The organism is Chryseobacterium sp. TQ-BC-N36, assembly GCF_058382295.1.
Window position 1 is genome coordinate 2086111 of record NZ_CM178175.1, and the last position, 18054, is coordinate 2104164.

The window sequence follows — 18054 nt, forward strand, 5'->3', positions numbered from 1 at the left end:
AAGTATGAAAAAAACAGATGTTGCTGTAATTGGCCTATCCTGTGTCTTTCCCGGGGCACAGGATGCCAACACTTTTTGGCAGAATATTGTCAATAAAGTTGATTCTACCGAGCTCGCTCCGGCGGATCGGATAGATCCGGTTCATTTCAGTGATACCACAAGTCCCGTTGACCGTTTTTACTGTCAGCGCGGAGGATTTATCCCTGATTATACTTTCGATCCTACCGCCTTTGGCATTCTGCCATTGGCTGTGGAAGGAACGGAACCTGACCATTTGCTTACCCTTGATCTGGTACAGAAAGCACTGGAAGATGCAGGCGTATTTCAGAAAAATATTTCCCTTGAAAAAACAGGCATCATCATTGGTAAAGGAAACTATACAGGTCCGGGCGCTACCCGCGCTATTGAAATCGTAAGAACCGGAGAACAGATTTCTTCGTTACTGCAGGAACTGCTGCCTAATGTTTCCTCTTCTGATATTGAAAAGGTAAAACATGCATTTCAGGAACGCAAGGGACGTTTTGCCGCAGATACCGCGATGGGATTAATTCCTAATCTTGTAGCGTCTCTTGTAGCGAACCGCTTCAATTTAGGAGGTGCTGCATTTACCGTAGACGCTGCCTGTGCCTCTGCCTTAATTGCCGTAGACCATGCTGTACAGGAATTGCAGAGAGGCCGTTCCGATATCATGATTGCAGGAGGTGTCCACACGGGACAGAACGCTGCTTTCTGGAGTATTTTTGCCCAGCTGGGAGCCATGTCCCGCCAACAGCAGATCAAACCGTTCAGTAGTGATGCTGACGGCTTACTGATTGGTGAAGGTTGTGGTTTCGTCGTGCTAAAAAGACTGGAAGATGCCGTTAGGGATCAGGATAAGATCTATGCAGTGATCAAAGGTGTAGGAGTCAGCAGCGACGGTACCGGAACCAGCGTGATGAGCCCTTCTGTAAAAGGTCAGCTGAAAGCTTTGGAACAGGCATGGATCAATGCTGATTTAGATAAAAATAAAGTGGGATATCTTGAGGCTCACGGCACAGGAACACCCCTTGGAGATAAAACAGAACTTCAGACCTTAGCCCAGTTCTTCGGAAAAGAAGAAACTGCTCAGGCTGCAGGTATCGGATCTGTAAAGTCCAATATCGGGCACGCTATGCCGGCCGCCGGAATTGCAGGATTAATTAAGACCTGTTTAGCATTACATCACGATACCTTGCCTCCAACCTTATATTGTGAAAACCCAACTACCGAGATGCAGAACACCAGATTTGAACCGGTACAGGAAGCTAAAAACTGGTCAAAAACCGGACTTCCTAAAGTGGCTGCAGTGAATGCTTTCGGATTTGGAGGAATCAATGCCCATGTTGTTTTGGAAGGGTATGATATGCCCAAAAAAGATCAGGTATTGATATTGGCCAGACCTACGCATGAAGAACTGCTTTCGGCCTTACAAAATAATGAAACCACCATTGGTGAAGGGGATTTCAGGATTGCGATATTCGATCCGACACCTGCCAGAGTAGAAAAAGCCATTAAAATTGTTTCCAAAAATATCACCTGGAAAAACAAACAGGATATCTGGTACACCTCTGCTCCTTTATTAAAAGATGGCGGTAAAGTAGCCTTTGTATTTCCTGGCTTAGATGGACTGGCAAAAGGTGAGGTAGAAACGGTAAGCCGTTATTTCGGACTGAAAGCACCTATTGAAACGGAAGGCGAAGGCCTTCTAACTGATGCTTTAAACATCTTCAACAACTGCAGTATTCTCGATAATTCACTGAAAAAACTGGGAATTATTCCGGATATGAACGCCGGACACAGTTTAGGAGAATGGCTGGCAGGATATTCGTCTGAACTGGCAGAAGCCAATTCTGTAAAAGCCTTAATTGACGTACTGAATCCTGAAACTTTTGAATTAAAAGATTCCAGATTCATTGCCATAGGAGCCGGAGTTGAGGTAGTACAGCCTTTTATTTCAGAAATTTCAGACTTATATATTTCCAATGACAACTGCCCTAATCAGGTGATTCTCTGCGGAAGTAATACGGCATTGGATGAATTGGTACCTTTGTTAAAAGCAAAGCAGGTATTTCATCAAATTCTGCCTTTCCAATCAGGATTCCACTCTCCTTTTATCGCCGATAAGCTGGATGTAATCCTTGCAGGAATGGAAAAAGCACAGTTTCAGCAAACAAAAATTCCATTGTGGTCTGCCACAACATTAGAACCTTATCCTGCAGATCAGGTAGCGATCAGAAAACTGAGTGCCGAGCATTTGGTTGAACCTGTCCGCTTTCGTGAACTGACCGATAAATTATACGAAGAAGGCGCAAGAGTGTTTATTCAGGTGGGTACCGGAGGTCTTATTGGATTTATTGATGATACCTTGAAAGGGAAATCCTTCAGTACCATTCCTTCCAGCGTTCCTACCCGTTCTGCTCTGGCTCAGCTGCAGCGTGTAGTGGCTTCATTATTTGTAGAAGGTAAAACAGTTGCCCTTGATTTTCTGGAGATTCAGCATCAGTCAAAAAAATCATCAGGAAAAGGCATTAAGCTGGAATTAGGCTCCCCTATTATCCGTAATTTTAAAGAAGTGAAAGCGTTGGCTCTGTCTTTTGACACGCCAAAACAATATACCGCAAAAGCTTCAGCTATTGCCACCAAAAGTGGTCATCCACTGGTACAGGCATTCCAGGATAACGTAGCTGAGATGATCCGTATGCAGGAAGAAGTATTAACTTTATTCCAGAACCGTCCGGAAATCACAATCTCAAGACCAGCACCTGTAGCACACGCTGCCCAACCGGCGCCAAGGAGTACAACTTTCTCAAAAGACCTGCATGTAACTCTGGAAAGCCACCCTTACCTGATCGATCACAGTTTATTGAGACAGCCAAAAGGATGGGCTCATTTAGCGGATATGGAACCGGTCATTCCAATGACAATGATCTTTGAACAGTTGGCAGAAATCGCAGAAGCAGAAATTCCGGGAACACAGGTTCATAAAATCATGAACGTAAGTGTCTTCCAATGGATGAACGTTGCCCAACCTTTTGAAAAAACCGTAAAAGGAGAATGGCGCTCACCGAATCACGCTTATCTCGATATCGAAAACTTTGCCAATGCGGAAGTAGTCTTAAAATCTACTCCCGTTCCGAAACCGGCCTTCAATCTTTCCATCGGTAATCTTTTACCTATTGAAAGAACCCCTGAAGAGATCTATGACATGCACATGTTCCATGGAGATAAATATCAGGGAATTACTGAAGTTTCAGCCGTTGGAGACAAAGGAATCATTGGTAAGATAAAAGGAAACGGAGGTAAAGGCTCCTTGCTTGATAATGCAGGACAGCTGTTCGGGCTTTGGCTTCAGCTTACTTTGGTGAAAGACCGTATTGCATTCCCTGTGAAAATCAGAGATATTGAATTCTTCGGAGATATGCATGATCAGGAAGGTATTTTTGAATGCACCTGTATGCTGACCGAACTGAATGATGAATTTGCCATTGCAGATATCATTCTGACAAGAGACGGAAAAGTATGGTGCGCGATTACCGGATGGCAAAACAGAAGACTGGAAATCGATGCAGCATTATGGAATGTCTCTATGTCACCCCTGCACAACAGACTTTCGGAAGAGATTGCTCCTGAAATATTTTTCTTCCATCAGGCATATACCAGAGTGGCTTCATGGGATTTTATCCTGAAAAGATATTTCAACCAGACGGAAAAACAACATCACCAGCAACTGTTACCGAACAAGAAGAAAAACTGGATGGTAAGCCGCGTAGCGGTAAAAGATGCTGTAAGAAACCTTCTCCGCAAAGAAAAAAATCACGCCTGCTTCCCGATCACATTTGAAATCCGTTCCGATGAAGTGGGGAAACCTTACCTCATCAGTGATTTCACAGAGGATATCCATATTTCCTTAGCCCATAAAGGCAAAGAAGCTGTTGGGATCGCCAGATATGGAAAATCTGTAGGAATCGACATGGAACTGATAGAAGAACGCAGCTCCGGATTCTATGACATGGTATTTACTGACAACGAATTAACCTTATTAAAAGACAGAGACCAGGCAGAATGGACCACCCGTTTCTGGGTAGCCAAGGAAGCCTACGGAAAATTCCTGGGAACAGGACTCAAAGGAAATCCTAAAGCCTTCGAAGTCGAAATGATAAAAGACGATCACCTGTGGATCGATAACATTGAAATCAAAACTATTAAACATAAAAATTATATTATCGGATGGACACTGTAAACGCAACATTAAAAATGAACCACGAAGAACTTTTTACTTTATTAAAAGGTTTCATTACTGAAGTGATAGGTGCTGAATTTGTAGAAGAGATGGACATTACTCCTGAAAGTTCATTCACCAAAGATCTTGAAATGGACAGCATCGAGATTGTCTCTTTCTCAGAAAAGATCAAAGCGCATTTTGGCGATCAGATCGACTTTACAGGCTGGCTGTCTTCTATGGATCTTGACCAGCTGATCAATCTTGACCTTAGTATGATCATCAATTATATCTACGAATGCCAATAATAACTGTCAATAACAGACAAGTTCATATACAGGAACTCAACAAAGGAGCCGAACAAACCGTGGTACTCATCCACGGTATGTTCAGTAACCTGTCCATTTATTATTTCAATATTGCCCCGGTGCTGGCAAAACATTTCCATGTGGTGATGTACGATCTGAAAAGCCACGGTATGAGTGAGCGCTTTCCGGATGGGTATGACCTCGACAATATGTCTTCCGACCTGATAGGTTTAATAGATCATCTTCAACTGGAAAAAGTACACCTTGTAGGCTATAGCTTCGGAGGTCTTATTGCCTTAAAAACAGCTTTAGAGAATCCTGAACGTATCAGTCAATTGGTAGTGATGGAAGCTCCGGACCCTCAGGACGAAAAAGCCCGTAACATCATTGATGAATACAGCAAAGAATTTCTTGAGCACTATGTCGCCAATTTTACAGATACCACCAAGGTACAGATGGGCAAAAGACAGATGGAAAAGAACCACCGTATGTATGAATTTCTGTTTAATCAGACCAGCATTAAAGCAGATATGATTAAGGAAAAAAATTTCCTTGGCGAAGCCCGTTTCAATGAATTGACGGCTGCTACTCTGTTGCTTTATGGTGCTGATTCCAACTGCAGACCTACCGGTGAGTGGCTGCAATCTCAAATCAGCGGCTCTGAACTTGAATTAATCCCGGGTGATCACAACATTCCGATCCAGGAACCTCAGCTCATTGCTGAAACGATTGCTCAATTTTTATCTAAAATCTTAACACAAAACCATGGCTAAATTTGCATTTATAGTTCCACCACTGACAGGCCATGTCAATCCTACCTTAAGCATCGGTGCTACGTTGCTGGAAAGAGGACATGAAGTAGCCTGGATCAGCCTTGACCCTATGTTAGAGGCCAAACTTCCTGAAGGAGGAAAATTATTACTGATCCAATATGATCAGACCGATGAAGAAAAGAAAGAAAGCGAACAGTATCTCGATATTATTTCAAAAAAAGTAGTGTATGGTATAGACAGCGTTAAGTTCCTGTATGAAGATGTACTTATCCCACTGAACAGGCATTGCTATAAGGGAGTTATCACTTTATTAAAAATAGAGCAGCCTGATTTAATTATCGGGGATCATCAGCTGTTTGCAGTTCCTGTTGCCGCGAAAATTCTTGGAATTCCTTATGCCACTTCTGTTACCGCTCCGGCTGCCATCAAAATCATGAATGAATTGCCAAAAGTACACGAATGGCAGGTCAATCAGATTATCGATTTACAGAAAGAACTTGGTTTTCATGAGGAACGTTCTCTGGCAACCTCAGATCTGCTGACACTGGTTCTGACTTCCAATTATTTCTTTGGCGAAATGGATGATCTGCCTTCTCAATATCAGTTTACAGGCCCGGTTCTTACCGAAAGACGTATCTCATGTGAATTTGACTGGGATAAATTAAAAAACAAAACCAACAAAAAGATCCTGGTAAGTATCGGTACTACCTTCGATCACGACCATAAAAAAGCCTTTTTCCAGAAGGTGATTGATGCCTTTAAAGATGAAGATTTAACCGTCGTAGTGGTTTCCGATCCACAGCTTTTCGGGCAATGGCCGGACAACTTTATGGTCTATCAGCAGATTCCTCAGCTGGATCTGCTTCCTCATCTTGACGGTGTGGTTTGCCATGGCGGTCATAATACGGTTTCCGAAACATTATCCAACGGTATTCCTCTGGTAGTGATTCCGATTGCGTATGACCAGTCTCATGTTGCAGGGCGTGTGGTGCGCACAGAAGCGGGTGAACGTCTTAATTTTAACCGATTTAAAGCCAATCACCTGAGAGAAGCCGTACAACAGATTTTAAATAACCCGGGCTACCGTGAAGCAGCTCAGAAAGTGGGACAGTCTTTTGCGGAGGCAGGAGGTGCAGCAACAGCAGCGAGCCTATTGGAACAGACTATTTCAAAGGCTTCAAAACCTGAAAAGCCCTCTAAATTTCTATTCGTTGTCCCACCGTTTTTCGGACATGTAAGTCCTACTTTAAGTGTAGGAGCCAGCCTGATTGCCCGTGGACACGAAGTAAAATGGTTTGGGATTACCCCCCTAGACCGTAAACATATTCCAGAAGGAGGCTCTTATTTCTATCCTGAAGAAGATCTTATTCCATACCAGGAGGAAATTGCCCGCATTTTAAAAAGACAGGATGACGGACCGGCATGTTCAGGACCTGAAGTAATGAAATTAGCACTTGAAGAAACGTATGTTCCTTTCGCCAAAATGATGATGCCGGGATTAACCCGTTTAACAGAAAGCTGGATGCCTGATGTTATTGTGAATGACTGTATCACTTTCGGAGGAGCTCTTTTTGCCCATAAAAACAATATCCCTTGTGTAACGACGACTCCTGTTCCGCCAGATGTCATGGGAGATACTGAAAAAAGCGCCCCTAAAATATGGGAATGGCAGCAAAACCTCATCAAAGACCTGCAGAAAGAAGTAGGCATTCATGAAGAAGGAATTTACATCCATTCTCACAAACTGAACATGGTGTTTACTTCACAGGCATTTGCCGGTTTTGAAACAGTCCCACCTCATATGAAATTCGTAGGTCCCGTGAAAGGCCGCCCGAATGACGCCCCATTTGACTGGGATAAATTAAACGCTTCCACAACTCCGAAGATATTCGTATCATTGGGAACACTCCTGGTTGACATCAGAAAAGCATTTTTTGAAAAGATCATTGCTGCATTTAAAGACCAGCCGGTTACGGTAATTGCTGCTACTCCACCGGAAATATTTGAAGAATGGCCGGATAATTTTATCGTGAACAGCTTCGTACCCCAGTCTGCAGTGATGCAGCAAATGGATATGGTCATCTGTCACGGTGGTTTTAATACGGTTAATGATACCTTCCGAAACGGATTACCTATGCTGATCACGCCCATTGCTTATGATCATTTTCATATTGCAAAATTAATTGAGCAGGCAGGCTGCGGAATCAGTATCCGATATAAAAGACTGCGTGTAAATGCTCTTCGTGAAACCGTTTTTGAATTACTGGAAAATCCTAAATACAGGGAAGCTGCCAGAGAAGTTCAGAATACATTCACTCTTGCCGGAGGAAATGATAAAGCGGTAGAACTGTTAGAAAATTTTGTACAGGAACATTCAGCATTAGCGTCTGTATAGCCTGTAAAATTCTTACGATTTGCAGACTCCACATGATGATGAAAACGATTTGATTACATATGACCTAATTAAAAAAGACATCTACCTATGAAAAGAAGATTGTTATTTGGGGAACGTATGTTATTAGGTGACGGTACAGAACCTTTTAACGCGGTCATCCCGTTCAGGCTGAGAGGTACTTTTACCTTAAAGGAAATCCAGCAGGCGCTGGCACAGATTCAGAATAAACATCCATGGCTGAGAGCATTGATCAGCCATGATGAAAAAAATACACCATGGTTTAACGTTCCTGAAAAAACGGTTTCTATTCCTGTAAGAATCATCACCAGACAAGGTGAAGATCAGTGGCAGGAAGAATCCAGAAGAGAATGGAACACCACCTTTCATTACGAAAAATTGCCCCTGATACGGTTTGTCTGGATCAAGGGGGAAGACGTTTCCGACATGCTGTTTGCCTTCCACCACTGCCTGTGCGATGGTGGTTCTGCAATGGCTTTTCTCTACGAGTTTCTCAAGGTTCTGGACAATCCGGCCGCTGATATTGGAACTGAAAACCCGATATTGGGAATCCAGGATGTAGTTCCTGCCAACATTCTCAACAGCCGCAGACAGAAACTGAAAGCAAAATTTATCGGAAAGCTTGCTGCCACTGCAATCAAATGGATTCCGGTAGGTAAAAAAGCTGTGGAAAGGCAGAATGACTACCTGATCAACTGGAAACTGGATGAAACAGTAAGCAAAGAACTGATCGCGTATTGCAAATCCCAGGGAGTGACCGTGAATACATTTTTGAGTGCAGCAGTATTGCATGCATTTAAAAAAGTAAGAGGGGAAAAATCCTTCAATAAAGTTTCCTGTCCGGTAGATATCAGACGTTTTGCCACTCAGATCAAAGAAGATCATATCTTTGCTTTCGGACTGATGATCGTGGTGTCTGCTGATGAAAAGCTAAGCTTCACAGACAATCTCCGTGTGATGCAGAAATCTGTGGAACAAAAGACCTCAAAGCTGAATCCTTATCTCACCATGATGGTGATGGAATCCGGACACAATGCGCTGAATAATTTCACAAAGCTGTTAAAAAACGGAAAGTCATCCAACGACTGTATGTTTTCCAACCTGGGACGTATTCAGATCCCGCATGAATATAAAGAATTTACGGTGGACACAATTTTCAGTCCATCAGTCATTGGTCCGTTAGGAAATACTACTACACTGGTAGTTTCCACCTATCGTGGAAAAATGGATTTTTCATTCATGGGAAGTGAAGGCTATCTGCCATATACCGATGCACTGGCCGTCCGCGATGAGGTCATGCAGACCATTCATTCACAACTAAAACAAGCCGTGCTATCATGATCAAGAGACCTTTAATGATGGTGGAAAGGATCATGTATGTAGATCCTGAAACTCCAGTCAACTGTATATTCACCGTAAAAATCGACGGGATGCTTCCTGAGCAAAACTTCAAAACAGCCCTGGAAAAAATCCAGCAGAAACACCCTATGCTCAGAACCGTTATTGATTACAAAAGTGAAAAATATCCTTTTTTCGTCGAAGAAAAGGATATCACTCCTATCCCGCTCCGCATTGTAGAAAGGAAAACGGATGAAGACTGGCTTCTGGAATCCCAAAAAGAATGGTACCGTTTATTTGAGGGGGAAAAGCAACCTCTGGCACGCCTGGTTTGGATTAAAGGACAGCATACCTCAGAGATCCTTTGGGTAATGCCTCACTGTATTTCTGACGGAACTACGGGAGTCACTCTGATGCAGGAGCTTCTTTCCCTGGTAGATGATCCTTCCGTGAAGCTTGAATCTTATGAAGCTTTTGAATCTGTCAATGATTTTCTGCCTTCTGATTTTAATGCAGGTATCAGGAAATACAAAGCCGGCCTTTATTTACTGTTTGCAAAAGTCTTCTTTATGATGCAGCGAAAGAGTAAAAAAAGAAATCTCGGAGAAAATTATGCCATTCACTGGAAAATGAGTCCGGAAATCACCGCCGAAACCGTTGCAAAATGTAAGGCCCACGGGATTTCTGTTCATGCACTTCTATGCTCTACTTTTATGCAGGCTTTTCAGGAGATCAAAAGGGAGCGGGCTAAGGGAAAGGTGATCAGTCCGGTGGATGTGCGTCATTTTATTCCGGAAATCAAACAGGATCATCTGTTTGCCTTTGCCCCTACTATTGAACTGACACTGAAAAAAGGAAGTAAAGATCTGCTGGACAATGCGAAAGAGATCAAAAAAGATATTGTTCAGAAAATAGGAAATATGGAAACCCGGGAACTCCTTTGGATGGGTGAAAGAATGCATCCTATTGTCGACAGAATGATCTCTATGCTGAAATCCACTGAAGGCGGTCACGATGTAACCTTCTCCAATATGGGGAAGATCAATATCTCCAATGATTACAAAAATTTTAGGATTGAAACCATCTTCAGCCCTACGGTAGCTTTCCCATGGTTAAATTCCAACACCTTGGTGACCACCACATACAATCAACAGATGGACTTTGCATTTATGTCCAATGAGCATTTTCTTCCGAAAGAAGAAGCGAAACAAATAAAAGATAAAGCCCTTGAGCTATTGACCACCTTTCTATGAAATTTAAAATAAAGCCTCCAAAGCCTAAACCAATAAAGAAAACCACTTTAAGACGCTTCCTCATAAGGCGTACGATTTATTATGTCCTTCCGAATGTATTTTTTAATTTCATCATTGCCTATGCCAGTTTTAAAGAATTAGGTTACACCCATTTCTTTTCGGGCACTCAAAATCTGGCCCGTCTTACTCTGCCTATGGCCATTTTCCTTCCGGTTGTCCTTACCATTGATATTATCAAAAGAGTGACAGATGCAGCTAACCAGGAGGCCATAGAATTTACGGTAGACGAGCAGCTCAATATTAAAAAACTGATGACCAGATTGAGTATTTTACACGGACTGATTACGGGTTCACTGGTATTATGCCTGCTCTTTTTAGGACAGTACAATTTGTCAAAAGATTACAGGCTGGATGCTACGGCAATGGCTGTGGTAGTAGGAACACTGGCAGGTATTTTGTCTGTAATTTTTGTATATCTTCCGGTGTGGAGGCTGAAAAGGTGGATGTGTAAACGAACGCAGACGATGGCTGTGGATTTACATCAATAGCCTATTTTAATATCAACTTTTATCTCTGACAGCATTACATGATATGGCCAAAGAATAGCTTCATTATTTTTGCAGCTCAAATTAATTTTTTTCTTTAAAACACAATATTTAGTAATTTTTTTATATTTATATAAATAATTACAAGAATTTTCTTGGGCAGAGTTATCAGTAATGTATGTACAGAATCACGGATCAGTTAAAAAATATAGGCTTCAGTATCAATCGTTTAGACTTCCTTATTAATAGAAATAATAACAAAAGAGAATTCAATACCCTGGAATATTTCTGTATTTACATCATTCTTGAAGACATCCTGTTGACGGTAGAAGATGTCCCGTATTCATTGAAAGGAGGAAATATTGCTTTTGTAGGGCCACAAAAGAAAATAGTTTTCGGGGAGACCAAAAGGTCTGATGTTTATTCAATTGCTTTTTCATCCAGCTTTTATGAACGGTCAACCAAAGACAGTCTTTTTATCAATTCACAGCTTTTTTACAATTATAATTCTGAAATATTTATCGCTCCGTTCATTAATATAGAACAGATGAGGATCATATTTCTGGAACGGATGGAAAGTTTCAGGAATAAGGATGAAAGCCTGTATATCTCTGCTGCCCATAACGCCATAGAAAGGCTGATGCTGGATGCTTTTTTACATATTCCCACCGAAGAAATCAGGAAAGATATCAAATTTGACTATATGTATTATGTCAACCGGTTCAAAATCCTGTTACAAAGAGATTACAAAAAAGCTAAAAAGGTTGCCTATTATGCCGGGGAACTCAATATCTCTTCAAGAAAACTGACCGAGATGACAGAATATGTATTGGGAAAAACAGCCAAACAGATCATTATCGAAAAACTAATCACAGAATGTAAAAAATCATTAAGTTTTTCAAATTCAACGATTTCTGAAATATCTTACGAACTTGGATTCAGCAACGAAGGAAACTTTACAAATTTCATAAAAAAACATACCGGAAAAAGTCCCTCAGAAATGAAATAATTTGTATATTTACATAAGTAACCTTTTGGGGAAAAATACAGGTTATATGTTTGCAAAGTACATTTTAATCATTTTATTATATTTTGCTTTTACAAAATCATTTGCACAGGCAACAGACGGGTTAAGTCTTAATGTAAGGCTTTATCCGGTACAGATGCTGGCTTATGGGACAGGATTTTCGGAAGGCGAAACCGAATCTTCCTACCAGGAGGCTCGGTCTGTCATGATCTCAAGCCCGTCAGGATTTCAGCTGAATGCAGGATATGATAAATATTATGATACAGCAGACAATCCCAAAAGCAACAGAGAAAGATCTGATGAATATCTGCTCATCACCCACCAGAAAGGAGTGGTTGAACAGCGATATGCCATCGGTAATGAGATAGAAAATGCAATAAATAATTTAGGTGCCGGCGGCAGCGACGGACCGGATTCTTTAATATTAACTCTAATTTCTCAGTAAAAAAATGAACAGGAGGTTAAAAAATTATTATGCACCGAATAATAATTTTACAATTTACCCATTCCTGATATGCTAAATAAAAGCAAATGTTTAAGATAAAAAAGCATTTATTTTATTTTATGGCAATTTTATTGGTACTTAAATAACACTTTTTATGTCCTTTTTCATAAAAAGACGTTCCTGTTTACGACGAATTGAGCAGTAAAAATTCACAAATAATAAGTGTTTTTTCACAAAGGCACTGACGTTCTTTGTATTTACCTTTGCCACCGCAATTTTAAAAATTTATTAATACAAAAAAACGTCATTAAACCAATGAAAAATTTTATTTTGGCATCTTTTGCTCTCTTGGGATTCGCAACATTAAAAGCACAACAAAATGTAACACTGAATGTAAGACTTAAGCCTATCCAGACTCTTGTAGTCAACAATGCTCAGAAAATTGTTAACCTAGACTACGTAACTAAAGACGATTACGCAAACGGTGTATCTTCTGTGAATGCAGATCATTTGAGCATTTACAGCACAGGAGGATTCCAGGTGAAAGTAAAGAGTGCTAACGCTGCATTACAGAACGGAGGTAAAAACATCCAGGCCAACACGATACAGATTAAGGCAAGTGCCGGTTCTGAAGCTGTAAACGGCGCTCAATATGCACAAAATGTACAGTTATCTGCTAACGAAACCACTTTGGTAAGTTCTTCTAACGGAGGAGTAGATAAAAAAATCAACATTGAATATAAAGGAGCCGGTGCTAACGCTTATCTGGACAATTATATCGCAGGACAGGATCCTACTGTATATACCACTGAGCTGACGTATACGATTATTTCTCAATAATATATCATTATGTAATGATAAAGTGTTGTACCTACCGCAGCACTTTATCCTCACTTAAAACTAATATCCGTCATGAGCAGATTCTCTTTCCTCCTTTTCAGCATTCTTTTCTTATTTTCTTTTCAGGGGTACGCACAGACAGGAGTTTCGGTTTCGCCTCCAAGACTATATTTTGAGTCGGCAAACGGAAACAGTAACACCCAGAAAATAATGGTAACGAATGTAAGCGCAAAGAATTCTCTGGATCTGGCTGTAAGTCTGGGAGACTGGGAATATGACGGTAAAGGTGAAAATGTAACGTATCCCGCCAACACCCTTCCTGCATCCTGTGCAAGCTGGGTTTCTGTAAAAAAAGAAGATAATTACTTTACGCTGGCTCCGGGAGAAAAGAAAGACATTGAGGTTACCATTACGGTTCCGAATGTCCTTTCAGACCAACTGGCGGCCCACACAGCAGTCCTTTATGTAAGCCAGATGAATCCTGTGGATGATGTAGATCACAAAGGAGCCAATATCAAAGTAAGCATCCGCTCAGGGATCAAGCTGTTTCATAAGCTTCCTGCTGCCAAAACAAAAAAACTTGAAATCCAGAATCTGGTATACGGAAAACCGACCAACACAATCAACCTCTTTTTTGAAAATCATGGAGACGTATGGGCAGATGGGAAAATATATACCGATTTTGTCAATACACAAACCGGAAAAAAAGTATCACTTGATCCTGTCATCTTTTATACCATGCCCGGAAATAAAAGGGAAATGGATATTCCACTTCCGGCAGGCCTTGAAAAAGGAAAGTATACCGCTTCGGTAATGATTGATTATGGAGACAACAATAATCTGGAATTGGGAGAATTAAGTTTCAGCTATGAATAGTAAAAAACTCTTCTGTTTCTTTCTGTTGGTTTCTCTGAACTGCTTCTCACAGGTCAATTATAACTCATGGGTGAACAGCTATCTGCAGATTAATTCCTACAGCGGAAATACCAATCCTGATGCTTATACCTTTACCCTGGCTGGTAATGGAACGTTTAATATTCCTTACTGGAAAATATCCATCAGGCTGAAACAGCCTATCACTTCTACTGACGGAAATTATACGATGCCTGCCAACAAAATATCATTTCAGCCGGTTTCCACTTCAGGACAGGCTTATCCGGGACCTGTACCCACGATTCCTCAGATCGGAATGCCGTTAAATATTTTTCTTCAGGCAAACCAGGAAGTCTTTTTAATTCCACAGTCCAATGCAGCGTTGTACAATCAGCCGCCACAGCCCAACGGCTATTATAATCTGCAGGTAAAATACAGCCTGACCGTTATGGGAGGATCTTATCTGGGAAGCTACCCTTCCTGGACCAGATTTAACGTTCCGGTGCAGTTTACGGCGTATGACCAGTACAACAATATTATTGGCAGAGCTGATCATAATTTTCAGATTCACATCGGACCCCTCAGCGGAACTCCGACCGATGTACCCGAAATGTCGCTTCAGTTTTCCGCAAAAGCGGTCAACGGATCACTGGAATTCAAAAGCATGTCAGATTACGTAAACGGAGTCAGTGTCATCTATTCCAATGGACTGATCGTAAAAAGCAATACCAATTACCAGATCAAATTACGTTCTCTTCAGGGGCAGTTCAGCTCTCCTGCCGGGAATTTCATTCCTCTAGACACCGTAAAACTGAATCTCACTCCCGTTTCGGGAAATACGGGTAATGTATATCCTATCTTACTGAGCGCATCTCCACAGCTTATTGCAACAGGAGGGTCTACCGGAAACTCCAGTGTCAATTACGATATCCGATATTCAACCAAAGCGAATGACGAAAGGGTAATTAATGCCAAGTCAGAAGAATACTCCACGACCCTTCAATACGAGATTATCCCCCAATAACCATGCTTCAAGACCTGTTCAAAAAAATCTTTTTCATTTTTTTGATTTTGTTTCAGATATGGATTCCGGCACAAAGCAGTTCCGGGGTAAGTCTTGATATCCGTAATGAATCCAGAACAGATAAAGCAGGTATCCTGGACCTTATAGCCGTACTTGAAAATCAAGGCCCCAATGATTTCAAAGGAAAGGTAAGCATTACAGTTCCTGACGGATTCAGAAATATTTCAGGAAACAATCTTCAGGTCGAAATGAAATCCGGAGAAAAGCTGTTCTTACCGGTAAAAATCATCGTCAGCAACAATGCTGTTTCGGGAGCATCCAGAATTGCTTTCCGGCTTTCGGACCAGCAGAATAAAACAGCTGCTGAAAAAGAAATACTTTATACCGTTGCTGAAAATAACGCAATGCGCATCACGGCAGAAAATCCGATGATCTATGTGAATAAAGCCACCGACTCCGTAGAGGTCAGAGCGCGGGTTTCCAATCTGGGCAACAGAAAGCAGGATGTTACCATTGTATTTAAAATTCCCGAAGCCGAACAGGGCAATGCCTTTATAGAGAAAAAAGGAAGCATCGGTGTTCAGAAAGATTCAGTTTTTGTATTCCGCTTTATGCCTTCCAGGGTCAGATCCCGAAGCTCACAGCTTTCTGTCAATATTGCAGGCTTCAGGGAACCGGACAGAGAAATATTCGGCAACACCAGTGTATCCATACAGAATGTTTCTTCCGTACAGCGTTATGAAGATCTTGAATCCACAGCATTTTCAAATTTTACCAAGAATACCATAACTGCCAGCTACAGGCGTGCCGGGGAAAACCTGGATATGTATCAGCTGACAGGTTCCGGGGGCTTCAACCTGCCTTCCGGCTATGTTTTTATGCGGGGGAATATCTATACGATCAATCATCAGAGCGATCCTATTGTCAACAATACCTACCTGACCTATCACCGGGAAAACAGCGAATTCACTGTCGGAAACATCAATAAGCTGCTGGAACTTTCTTTATTTGGAAGAGGGCTGGAATATGCCTATACCTCTCCGGATAAGGACAAGAAAATTGAAGCAGGCTTCGTTGACCAGACCTACAGCCTGATCGAAAGAAATTCATTTCTGAAGTACGGCTACGGATTCTACACCAGGGGAACTCTGGGAGCTCAAAACGCTTCACGTAATATCTCCGGAACTTATATTTTCAGGGACGATCCTTATGAAAAAGCCAGGCATCATGTAGCCGGAACAGACCTTCAGTATGCTTTCGGCAAAGACTGGAAAATGAATACAAAGATGTATGGCGGTCTGAGTTTTTATGAAGGCAACCAGCCTACCAAACCCTCTCTGGCTTTGGAATCACAGTATTCAGGGATGATCAGGAAGATCAGCATGAACGGAAATTATTTTTACAGTACTGATTACTATCCCGGAAACAGAAGGGGAATCCTGCAGATCCAGCAGAATTTTTCCACCATGATTTTCAAAGACCATTATGTGTATGCCAACATTATGGCTTCTCATTTTTCGCCTAAATTTTACTTTTACAACAATACCCTGAATTCAAGCAACTTAAGACTGGACACAGGAATTAACTTTCCTAAAAAAGGCAATTTCGGGATGGGATTGGGCTACCAGTACCAGGAAGAGAATTCCAACTCTTACAATAATTTCTTCAATGCACAGCCCTACGAGAATACCAAACAGCTGAAAGCACAGCGTTTTACAGAATACCTTACCTGGCTGAGTCCTGACAAACAGCATACCTCGATCCTCAGCATGGAAAACGGATTGGTTCAATATCCGGACAACAACAAACAGCAATACCAGATGAAAGTAAGCGGAACCTACAGCTACAAATGGCTTACCCTGAACGGTATCTACCAGCATGGAAGTTATTTCCTTTCTGAATATGCCTTTTCCAGGCTGATGAACACAGCCAGCACCTACGAAAAGCTTTCCCTTTCTGCGTTTGTCAATAAAAACTTTTTCGACCATAAGCTGAACGTAACCTCAGGACTCTCTTATACGGATGATGTTCTGTACGGGAAATCACCATCAGCTTTTATGAATCTGAAGTACTCACGGGAGAGATATGCCCTCTACCTGAATTCATCTTACTTCAATTATTCTTCAGGAAATTTTACCAATAATCTGTTTACCATTGAAGCCGGCGTTACCCTCAACCTGAGAAACAGCACCCTGGATCCGGGGAAAAAAGGCGACATCAAAGCGTTTGTCTATTATGACCTGAACGAAAACAATATCTACGACGAAGGTGACAGAGAAGCGGCAGGCTACCTCATTATGCTCAACAACATTTCATTTAAAACCGACCCGTCAGGCTCTATCAGCTACCGTTCCATCCCGTACGGAAAGTATACTCTGAAACAGATCATCCAGCAGGGCTGGTATTATGATGAAACGGAATTTACCGTAGACAGGCACCACTACGCTCTCGAAATCCCTCTTCATCAAAACGGAACCACCCAGGGAAAGGTAACCTACGATTTTGATGCGAAAACAGCAGTGGATTTCTCTCCCAAAACCGGAGGTGTTCTATTTAATATTTATCGCAATGATCAATTAGTTCAGCATATCATTACAGATGACAACGGAGAATTTGCCTCTTTCCTACCCTCCGGAAATTACAGGATTGAACTGAACAAAAACTCTCTGCCTTCCAATACCTATTGTGAACGCTCCAGTGATAATTTCAAAGTGGAAGCCGGAAAGATCGTACATCTTGAGCCTTTTGTGATTAAGGTAAGGGAAAAGGTGATCAGGGTGAAGAAGTTTGGGAGTTAGAATGATAGAATAAAAATCATTAGTTATAGGCTTCAATAACTAGTTTATTTTCAAAATATCTATCCGGTTCTCATATAAATCTCTATCATTGATACTATTAAAGAGATGAAACCTCCCTATACTTTTACAATCTCAAAATAAACATTGTATACTGAAGACAGAATTTTCTTATTTAAAGAA

The 18054-nt window shown here is 41.4% G+C and carries 13 protein-coding genes; all 13 read left to right on the forward strand.

All coding sequences use genetic code 11. The annotated features are described in order from the left end of the window. Positions 1–4: 4 nt before the first annotated feature. The 13 genes from AC3FI7_RS09270 (at position 5) to AC3FI7_RS09330 (ending at position 17874) form a co-directional block, all read left to right on the forward strand. The gene (locus AC3FI7_RS09270; RefSeq protein WP_491461903.1) at positions 5–4258 is read left to right on the forward strand and encodes a beta-ketoacyl synthase N-terminal-like domain-containing protein; all 4254 of its coding nucleotides are present in this window, start codon (positions 5–7) and stop codon (positions 4256–4258) included. Continuing rightward, positions 4246–4545, forward strand: a complete 300-nt coding sequence (locus tag AC3FI7_RS09275; RefSeq protein ID WP_002977699.1) for an acyl carrier protein — start codon at positions 4246–4248, stop codon at positions 4543–4545. The genes AC3FI7_RS09270 and AC3FI7_RS09275 overlap by 13 nt, the downstream gene beginning before the upstream one ends. After that, complete coding sequence (locus tag AC3FI7_RS09280) at positions 4536–5318, forward strand: alpha/beta fold hydrolase (RefSeq protein WP_142723340.1); 783 nt, start codon at positions 4536–4538, stop codon at positions 5316–5318. Before AC3FI7_RS09275 ends, AC3FI7_RS09280 begins: the two co-directional genes overlap by 10 nt. Continuing rightward, entirely contained in the window at positions 5311–7713 is a 2403-nt protein-coding gene (locus tag AC3FI7_RS09285) for a glycosyltransferase (protein ID WP_491461904.1), read from the forward strand. The genes AC3FI7_RS09280 and AC3FI7_RS09285 overlap by 8 nt, the downstream gene beginning before the upstream one ends. Before the next feature lie 87 nt (positions 7714–7800). Then, entirely contained in the window at positions 7801–9072 is a 1272-nt protein-coding gene (locus AC3FI7_RS09290; RefSeq protein WP_291895800.1) for a condensation domain-containing protein, read from the forward strand. After that, a complete protein-coding gene (locus tag AC3FI7_RS09295; RefSeq protein ID WP_491461905.1) occupies positions 9069–10322 on the forward strand; it encodes a condensation domain-containing protein in 1254 nt (417 codons plus the stop codon). The genes AC3FI7_RS09290 and AC3FI7_RS09295 overlap by 4 nt, the downstream gene beginning before the upstream one ends. After that, on the forward strand, positions 10319–10870 hold the full coding sequence (locus AC3FI7_RS09300) for a hypothetical protein (RefSeq protein WP_142723336.1): 552 nt from the start codon (positions 10319–10321) through the stop codon (positions 10868–10870). Before AC3FI7_RS09295 ends, AC3FI7_RS09300 begins: the two co-directional genes overlap by 4 nt. Before the next feature lie 175 nt (positions 10871–11045). After that, a complete protein-coding gene (locus AC3FI7_RS09305; protein WP_343659146.1) occupies positions 11046–11876 on the forward strand; it encodes a helix-turn-helix domain-containing protein in 831 nt (276 codons plus the stop codon). A gap of 46 nt (positions 11877–11922) precedes the next feature. Next, positions 11923–12339: a hypothetical protein gene (locus tag AC3FI7_RS09310; protein ID WP_142723334.1), complete on the forward strand. Its 417-nt coding sequence runs from the start codon at positions 11923–11925 to the stop codon at positions 12337–12339. Between the two features lie 315 nt (positions 12340–12654). Then, a complete protein-coding gene (locus tag AC3FI7_RS09315) occupies positions 12655–13179 on the forward strand; it encodes a hypothetical protein (RefSeq protein WP_142723333.1) in 525 nt (174 codons plus the stop codon). Positions 13180–13251: 72 nt separating this feature from the next. Then, positions 13252–14055 (forward strand): fimbrial biogenesis chaperone, encoded by an 804-nt coding sequence (locus AC3FI7_RS09320; protein WP_491461906.1) that lies wholly within the window; start codon positions 13252–13254, stop codon positions 14053–14055. Beyond that, complete coding sequence (locus AC3FI7_RS09325; protein ID WP_491461907.1) at positions 14048–15076, forward strand: hypothetical protein; 1029 nt, start codon at positions 14048–14050, stop codon at positions 15074–15076. Before AC3FI7_RS09320 ends, AC3FI7_RS09325 begins: the two co-directional genes overlap by 8 nt. 41 nt (positions 15077–15117) lie before the next feature. Continuing rightward, complete coding sequence (locus tag AC3FI7_RS09330; RefSeq protein WP_491461908.1) at positions 15118–17874, forward strand: COG1470 family protein; 2757 nt, start codon at positions 15118–15120, stop codon at positions 17872–17874. Positions 17875–18054: the final 180 nt, after the last annotated feature.